Origin of the sequence: Ferrigenium sp. UT5 (assembly GCF_045866295.1) — a bacterium.
Classification (GTDB): Bacteria; Pseudomonadota; Gammaproteobacteria; order Burkholderiales; family Gallionellaceae; genus Sideroxyarcus.
Genome location: NZ_BAAFRY010000043.1, coordinates 1 through 7,243, shown reverse-complemented (window position 1 = coordinate 7,243; position 7,243 = coordinate 1). Strand labels below are relative to the sequence as shown.

General features: G+C 62.9%; 7 protein-coding genes. All 7 read left to right on the top strand.

Translation table 11 applies throughout. The features are described from left to right. Positions 1 to 266: 266 nt before the first annotated feature. Positions 267 to 1,913 (top strand): flagellar basal-body MS-ring/collar protein FliF, encoded by a 1,647-nt coding sequence (fliF, locus tag ACKTSJ_RS10890; RefSeq protein ID WP_407900156.1) that lies wholly within the window; start codon positions 267 to 269, stop codon positions 1,911 to 1,913. After that, complete coding sequence (gene fliG, locus ACKTSJ_RS10885) at positions 1,906 to 2,898, top strand: flagellar motor switch protein FliG (RefSeq protein WP_407900154.1); 993 nt, start codon at positions 1,906 to 1,908, stop codon at positions 2,896 to 2,898. The genes fliF and fliG overlap by 8 nt, the downstream gene beginning before the upstream one ends. Beyond that, positions 2,891 to 3,541 carry a FliH/SctL family protein gene (locus tag ACKTSJ_RS10880; protein ID WP_407900152.1) on the top strand — a complete coding sequence of 217 codons (651 nt, stop codon included), beginning with the start codon at positions 2,891 to 2,893 and terminating at the stop codon, positions 3,539 to 3,541. Before fliG ends, ACKTSJ_RS10880 begins: the two co-directional genes overlap by 8 nt. A 243-nt stretch (positions 3,542 to 3,784) precedes the next feature. Further along, positions 3,785 to 5,209 carry a flagellar protein export ATPase FliI gene (fliI, locus tag ACKTSJ_RS10875; protein WP_407900150.1) on the top strand — a complete coding sequence of 475 codons (1,425 nt, stop codon included), beginning with the start codon at positions 3,785 to 3,787 and terminating at the stop codon, positions 5,207 to 5,209. After that, positions 5,206 to 5,673, top strand: coding sequence for a flagellar export protein FliJ (gene fliJ, locus ACKTSJ_RS10870; protein ID WP_407900148.1), 468 nt, complete (start codon positions 5,206 to 5,208; stop codon positions 5,671 to 5,673). Before fliI ends, fliJ begins: the two co-directional genes overlap by 4 nt. 1 nt (position 5,674) lies before the next feature. Then, positions 5,675 to 6,739: a flagellar hook-length control protein FliK gene (locus tag ACKTSJ_RS10865; RefSeq protein ID WP_407900146.1), complete on the top strand. Its 1,065-nt coding sequence runs from the start codon at positions 5,675 to 5,677 to the stop codon at positions 6,737 to 6,739. A 93-nt stretch (positions 6,740 to 6,832) separates the two neighbouring features. Next, entirely contained in the window at positions 6,833 to 7,171 is a 339-nt protein-coding gene (locus ACKTSJ_RS10860; RefSeq protein ID WP_407900144.1) for a flagellar basal body-associated FliL family protein, read from the top strand. The last annotated feature ends 72 nt before the right edge of the window (positions 7,172 to 7,243 follow it).

Sequence of the window (7,243 nt, the reverse complement as noted above, 5' to 3'; positions counted from 1 at the left end):
ATTATCTCCACCTTGGCACCTAGATGCCGTCAGGTCCGCGAGGGGCTACCTCATTCTTACTTACTTACCTCGCTCCCCGTGGGGAGGGAGGCGTCCATCCCATCTCCTTTGACTTTTCCCCACGGCCGCAAGGTAGCAGTCTTCGCCTCCGGCCTTTCCAGGGAATAGCGCGGTAATTTCCCCGCTTTTCCGCACACCGTGCCGGATGGGTCGGCCGATAATCCGCAGCGTGAATAAATGAAGCAGCAACTCTCCGGGTAAAAGACATGGCTGAAACCACTCTCAACAGCAATCCGAACATGACGCAGTTGTTGCTCGGCATTCCCAGCCAGCAAAAAGTGGGATTGATCGTCGCCGTCGCCGCCACCGTCGCCCTGCTGGCCGGGCTGTGGCTATGGGGGCAGACGCCGGACTACCGCGTGCTGTACGCCAACCTGGCCGAGCGCGACGGCGGCGCGGTGATCGAATCCCTGCAACAGCAGAACATTCCCTACAAGTTCGCTGAGGGCGGCGGCGCGCTGATGGTGCCTGCCGACCGCGTGTACGAGGTGCGCCTGAAAATGGCCGCGCTGGGCCTGCCCAAGGGGGGCACGGCCGGTTTCGAGCTGATGGAAAACCAGAAATTCGGCACCAGCCAGTTCCTTGAACAGGTCAATTTCCAGCGCGCGCTGGAGGGCGAACTGGCCCGTTCGGTGCAATCCATGTCCGCCATCGCGAATGCGCGGGTGCATCTGGCGATTCCAAAACCCACCGTGTTCGTCAAGGAAAAACAGAAACCGACGGCCTCGGTGGTGCTCTCGCTGTATGCTGGACGCACCCTGGACGAAGGGCAGGTCAACGCCATCGTGCACCTGATCTCCAGCAGCGTGCCGGACTTGCCGGCACAAAATGTGACCGTGGTCGATCAGACCGGCACCCTGCTTTCCGCCGCGCACGACGGCAACCGGCAAATGCTGGATGCATCGCAGTTGAAGTATGTGCGGCAGATCGAACAAGACTACGTAAAACGCATCGAGGACATCCTGAGTCCGATCACCGGCGCGCAGAACGTGCGCGCCCAGGTCACGGCCAGTCTTGATTTCACGGTCACCGAACAAACCTCGGAAAACTACGGCCCCAACCAGCCGCCGAATGCGGCCGCCGTGCGCAGCATGCAAAGCGCCGAATCGCTGGACGGCGTGAAAACGGCCGGCGGTGTGCCGGGCGCCTTGTCCAACCAGCCGCCGGTACCGGCCACCGCGACCATCGTCAACCCCGCCACCACCCTGCCGGGCGCGGCTGCGGGTGGCGGCGCGGAAAAGACGCACAAGGAACTCCGCACCAACTACGAAGTGGACCGCACCATCCAGCATGTCCAGTTGCCCAGCGGCAACATCAAGCGGCTGGCGATCGCCGTGGTGCTGAACAACCGCAACGCGACGGATGCCGAAGGCAAGCCGGTTTCGACGCCCTACAGCGAGGACGAGAAAGCCAAGATCGTCGCGCTCATCCGGGAAGCCGTCGGCTTCGAGGAAAAACGCGGGGACAGCCTCAACCTGCTCAACAGCGCGTTCAACGATACGCGGGAAGTGATGGCGGAGGTGCCGCTGTGGCAACAGCCGGAAATGGTCGCACTGGCCAAGGACATCCTGAAATATCTGCTGATCGGCGGCGGCGTGCTGTATCTGCTGTTCGGCATCATCCGGCCGGCGTTCCGGCAAGCCTCCGAGTCGCCGGCGTCACCGGGCGAAGCCGGGGATACGGGCGAGGCGGCGTTGAATTCCGGCACGGCAGAAGGCGGCACGGAAAACGGCGGGCAAGCCGCACCGCGCAATGCTTATGCGGAGAATCTGCAAATCGCCAAACAGCTGGCCAAGGATGACCCGAAGATCGTCGCCACCGTGGTCAAGGAATGGGTGAACAAAGATGAGTGACGCCGGCATCAACAAGAGCGCGATTCTGCTGATGACCCTGGGCGAGGATGAAGCGGCCGAGGTGATGAAATATCTGGAACCGAAAGAAGTGCAGAAAATCAGCACGGCCATGGTCGCCCTGAAAAATCTGACGCGCGACCAGATCGCCGAAGTGTTCGAGGAGTTCCACCTCAGTGCCGCCGAGAAAACCACCATCGGCATGGACTCGGATGCCTATATCCGCAACATGCTGAACAAGGCGCTGGGCGACGACAAGGCTGCCGGACTGCTCGACCGCATCCTGCACAACAGCGATACCAGCGGCATCGAAAGCCTGAAATGGATGGATCCCGGCTCGGTCGCCGAGCTGGTCGCCAACGAACATCCGCAGATCATTGCCACCATCATGGTGCATCTGGAAGCGGACCAGGCCTCCGCCGTGCTGACCAAACTGCCCGAGCGCACCCGCAACGACGTGTTGCTGCGCATCGCCACGCTGGACAGCGTGCAACCGACCGCGCTGCACGAGCTGAACGATGTGCTGACCAAGCTGCTGTCCGGCAACGCGCTGCAAAAGAAGAGCATCCGCGGCGGCATCAAGACCGCGGCCGAGATCCTCAACTATATCGGCAGCACCCAGGAAGCCGTGATCGAGTCGATACGCACGCACGATGCCGAGCTGGCGCAGAAGATCATGGACGAGATGTTCGTGTTCGAGGACATCCTGGCCGTGGATGATCGCGGCATCCAGCTGGTGTTGCGCGAAGTGCAGTCGGAGTCGCTGATCGTCGCCCTCAAAGGCGCCAGCGAAGAGATGCGCGAAAAGGTGTTCAAGAACATGTCGCAGCGCGCCGCCGAAATGCTGCGCGAGGATCTGGAAGCCAAGGGACCGGTCAAATTGAGCGAGGTCGAGTCGGAGCAGAAAGAAATCCTGAAGGTCGTACGCCGTCTGGCGGACGAAGGCCAGATCGTGCTCGGCGGCAAGGGCGAGGACGCCTATGTCTGATGCCGAAGCACCGGACCAACGCACCGCCTGGCAACGCTGGGAGCTGCCCGCCTTTACCACCACGCGCGAACGGATCGAGTTGCCGACCGCGCTCGAACTCGAACAGCTGCAGCAACAGGCGCAGGAAGAAGGCCGTCAGGCCGGGTACGCGGAAGGCCGGCAACGCGGCTATGCCGACGGCTTGCAGCAGGCCGCCGAGGCGACCCAGCGCTTGCAGGAATTATCCCGGGTGTTGCAACAACAGGTGGATGAACAGGTGGTGCAGGAACTCACCGGCCTGGCGCTCGATATCGCGCACCAGGTGATCCAGCAGTCGCTCCGGATCCAACCGGAACTGCTGCTGGCGATGGTGCGCGAAGCCATTGCCAGCCTGCCGGTGTTCAATCAGGCGGCGCACCTCATCCTCAATCCGCAGGATGCGCAACTGGTGCGCGCCCAGATGGGCGAACAGCTCGCGCATTCGGGCTGGAAAATTCTGGAAGATGCGCGCATGGAACGCGGCAACGCGCGCCTGGAAAACGCCAACAGCGAGGTGGATGCTTCGCTCGCCGCACGCTGGCAGCGGGTTGCCGCCGCGATGGGACAGGATGCGCCGTGGCTGCTGCGCGAAGCAACGGAGGCGAACGATGTTGCCGCAACATGACGATCATGGCAAAGCTTGATAGACATGAGGGAACCTCTAGAAATTCACTTTTACGGGATGAAGCGCAAGGAGCCGCGCAGAGAATGACGAGACATATCAAATGGATAGGCGAGGAATGAGCGAGCACGCGACACCGCGATTCGCCCGCAAAATGAATTTATAGAGGTTCCCATGACTAATCGTCTGCCCCCTGATCGTTCCCTCACCCCCGTTCCCCCTCTCCCCGAGGGCGAGGGGTACGGTATGCCATCGCTCCGCGAATCTTGCGCTAAACGCTGGCAGTCGGTCCTGCGCAACAATCGCGAAGTCGTGATGCAGTGCGCGCCGCTGCAGGTCAGCGGCCACCTGACCAAGGTCACCGGACTGGTGATGGAAGCGGTCGGTCTGCGCATGGCGGTGGGCAGCACCTGCTGGATCGAATTGCCGCAGAACCGCATCGAGGCCGAAGTGGTCGGCTTCGCCGGCGACCGCCTGTTCCTGATGCCGGAGAACGATGTGCACGGTCTGGTGCCGGGCGCGCGCGTGGTTCCCGCCGAACAGGCGCGCGCCCCCATCAAGGTCGGCCAACCCGGCCAGTTCCGGCGGCGCACCGCCGATCTGGCGCGGCACTTGCCGGTGGGCGATCATCTGCTGGGGCGGGTGCTGGATGGCGCGGGCCGGCCGCTCGACCCGCTCGGCGCCCTGGCGGAGAGCCGCAGCGCGCCGCTGCAGAGCCGCCCGATCAACCCGCTCGAACGCGCGGCGATCAAGGACGCGCTGGATGTCGGCGTGCGCGCGATCAACAGTCTGCTCACCGTCGGGCGCGGTCAGCGCATGGGCCTGTTCGCCGGCTCCGGCGTGGGCAAGAGCGTGCTGCTGGGCATGATGGCGCGTTACACCAGCGCCGACGTGATCGTGGTCGGCCTGATCGGCGAGCGCGGGCGCGAAGTGAAGGAGTTCATCACCGACATCCTGGGCAAGGAAGGCATGGCGCGCTCGGTGGTGGTCGCCGCCCCCGCCGACACCAGTCCGCTGATGCGCATGCAGGGCGCGGCCTACGCCACCACCATCGCCGAATATTTCCGCGACCAGGGCAGGAACGTGCTGCTGATCATGGATTCGCTGACCCGCTACGCCATGGCGCAGCGCGAAATCGCCCTGGCCATCGGCGAACCGCCGGCCACCAAAGGTTACCCGCCTTCGGTTTTCGCCAAGCTGCCGCAACTGGTGGAACGCGCCGGAAACGGCGCGGAAGGCGGCGGCTCGATCACGGCGTTCTATACGGTGCTGACCGAGGGCGACGACCCGCAAGACCCCATCGCCGACAGCGCGCGCGCGATTCTCGACGGGCATATCGTGCTGTCGCGCCGGCTGGCCGAAGCCGGCCACTATCCGGCCATCGACATCGAGGCCTCGATCAGCCGCGCCATGAATCATCTGGTGAGTGACACGCATTTTCAGAAAGTGCAGCGCTTCAAGCATCTGTACGCGCACTATCAGCGCAACCACGACCTGATCAGCGTCGGCGCCTATGTGCCGGGCAGCGATCCTTTGCTGGACGACGCGATTGCGCGGTATCCTGCGCTGGAAACCTTCCTGCGCCAGGGCATGTATGAAACCGAACCGTTCAGCGCAGGCCAGGAAAAGTTTGCCGCCCTGTTCGCCATGGATAACGAAAGTAACGCATGACCAAACCTTTCCCGCTCGATACCCTGCTCAACCTGGCGCACCAGCAGAACGATGCGGCCACGCGCAAACTGGGCAAACTCAACCACCAGCAGCAATCGGCGCAATCGCGGCTGGCCGCGTTGCAACAATACCGGCACGAGTATCAGGTGCAGTTCGAGGAGGCGGAAAAGAACGGCATCGCGCCTGCCGACATGCGCAATTTCCAGCGTTTCATCGAACGCCTGGACCAAGCCATCCAGCAGCAGCAGCAGGAGATCAGCAAGGCCACCAGTTCGGTGCAAAAAGGTCGCAGCGAACTGCTGGACAGCACGCGCAAGATGAAGTCGTTCGACACCCTGGCGCAGCGCCATGTCGAGTCCGAACGCAAGCTCGAAGCCAAGTCGGAACAGCGCCTGCAGGACGAGCAGAGCGGCCGTTATGCCGCGCTGCATGCCACCGAAAAAAACAGCACGAAGGGGACTTGAGATGAATCCGTTACCGACACTTTCCGCCAGCACCCCCGACAAGCTATCCGGCAATCCTGCGTCTGCCACCGGCGGCAAGGACGAGGCGGCAACCGACGGCGCGCCCTTCGGCCAGATGCTGGCCAGGCAACTGGGCGAGCGCAATGCGGCAGCGGACAAGCCGGAAGCCCTGAAAAAAGCCGGTGCCCGCACCGCGCACGAATTGCAGGCAACGCTGTCGGTCTTGCCGGGCGAAAACAGTGAGGCAGGCAGTCCCGGAAACGCGCTTGACGCGGCGCAGGTCAGCGCCGATCTGCTCGCAACGTTGCCCGCACCGCTGCCGGTCAGCGCCTGGCAACCCGGCCAGGCGGCAACCGAACCCCTCGGCAATCCATCGCCGCGCGCCGACAGGCATCCCGGTTCGCTGGACAGTCCGCGTTTGCCGCCCGCAGCGGCAGCGGACGGAAAAATAGCCCTGCCGAAAGAACTTGAAGACCCGGTTCCCTTGCCATTCGCTGCCGCTCCTCTCAACACGTTGGCTTCCACCAGCCTGCCGCTGTCCTCGCCCGCAGAGAACGGCGCCGTTACCGGGCAAAGCCTCTCTGCGGCCGGCCTGTTGCCGTTGACTGTCCCCTTGGCCACCCAACCGGCCTTGCCATCCGCCATCGCCGCCCCGCTCGGACAGGCGCAGTGGGCAGATGACTTCAGCCAGAAAATCACCTGGCTCGCCACCCAGAACCGGCAACAGGCGGAACTGCACCTCAATCCGCCGCATCTGGGCCCGCTTGAGGTCACCCTGAAACTCAATGGCGACCAGGCAACCGCCCTCTTCTCATCCCCGCATGCCGCGGTGCGCGAGGCGATTGAGCAATCTTTGCCTAAACTTCGCGAAATGTTTGCCGATAACGGAATCATGTTGGGCGGTGCCACGGTGAGTGACTCGTCCCAACATGAGCAACACAGCGAGTCCGGCAACCCGTCTCCGGCGGGTCTCGACATCCGGCGCGCGGAAACCGTCGGCACTGCGGAAACCCTGCTTCCTTCCCGTGTCAGGCAGCATGACGGTATGGTGGACACGTTCGCCTGACCCCTGAATTGGGGCGGATTCCCCCATCTTTTCCGGCGATGGATGCGCTTGGCCTCGCGCCATACTGACAACCATCAATAAAGGAAAAGAACCATGGCCAAACCCGCTCCCAAAGCCGCTCCAACCGATGCCGCCGCTGCACCCGCCAAAAGCCACAAGCTCCTGATCATCATCATCGCGTTGCTGGTGCTCGTCATTGCCGGTGGGGCAGGCTGGTATTTCACCCGGAGCCACGCCCCGGCCGCCGAACCCGTCGAGGAAGCCAAGCATGCGCCGGCGCCGCAGGCCAAGTACGTCCCGCTTGGCGAGAAATTCACGGTCAATCTGCAACAGGAAGAAGGCGACCGTTACCTGCAGGTCGGCATCACCCTGAAAGTCCTCGATGCCAAACTGGGGTCAAGTCCAAAATTTGCTGTAAATTCGATTCAGTAAATCTGCTTTCTCTCACCCGTTGAGCGCAATTACCTTGCTATCTTCGGGCGGGTTTTTTCTGGCTGCTGCCCA